Source organism: Vibrio sp. Vb0937, from assembly GCF_033338855.1.
This window is the reverse complement of sequence record NZ_JAWOTK010000493.1, coordinates 1-1005: the sequence shown is the minus strand read 5'-3', so window position 1 is coordinate 1005 and position 1005 is coordinate 1. Positions and strand designations below refer to the sequence as shown.

The following is a 1005-nucleotide window of genomic DNA, read 5'->3' as shown; positions in this document are numbered from 1 at the left end:
CTAAAGAAGTACTTTTTTTTAATTCGATGACGAAATGCGCCGCCTAATAACACTGACGTTGTATTTCAATTCTTTTTATTCATTCCTTGAGTGGATACCGAAGCAACTTCCGCTTTATGCACATGCAAAAAATTTATGGAAAGTCACTTGGGTATATTTCCAGTGCAGTGATGCATATCGTTATCGAGTTCTCACTGACGGGTTGAACTATAACGCTAAGAAATCACGAGACAAATCCCAAAACTGTCAATTTCGTGTCATCAAAAAGTTCTACATTATGTGATCTTAAGCACTCAAAGACCCACCCCACCAACCACGCAAACGTTTGCGTCACTTTTTAAAACCAGACAGCTAAAGCAAGTTTATTTCTCAATATTGAGACAATAATTAGGGAACTTTAGGATTTATAAATATAAATCAGAGAGATATTTTGAATGCGAACGGTTAATTTTCATTCATATTAGGCATATATGGATTACAAAAACTTATCCATTTTTGAACAACTAAAAAGCAAAACGAGCAGTTTATATCCTTAGCAAGATTAAGCTTTATAGTGCTGTGAACCTTCAGATACAAAAAAGCCGCGACAAATATCGCGGCTTAGAATGACTATTTATTCAGTCTAATTATGCGTTTGCTTCACGCTCAGCAATGAACTCTAGCGCCATTTTGATGCGAGCAACACAACGTTCTTTGCCGATCAACGCCATTACAGCATCAACAGAAGGTGATTGACCGCCGCCTGTTACTGCAACACGAAGTGGCATACCGATTTTACCCATGCCAATTTCAAGCTCTGCACATACGTCAGCGATCATTTGGTGTAGGTTTTCTGTCGTCCACTCTGTGATCGCTTCCACTTTCGCAAGTGCTACTTCTAGAGGTTCTTTCGCTACGCCACGTAGGTGCTTCTTCGCTGCGCCCGCTTCAAACTCAGAGAAATCTTCGTAGAAGTAACGAATTTGCTCAGCAAGCTCAACAAGAGTATGACAACGCTCACCGACT

1 pseudogene is annotated in these 1005 nt (G+C 40.0%); it reads right to left on the bottom strand.

The features are described 5' to 3' along the window. Nucleotides 1-626: 626 nt before the first annotated feature. Nucleotides 627-1005 (bottom strand): annotated as a pseudogene (locus tag R7P67_RS26745) (glutamate--tRNA ligase); the annotation flags it as partial.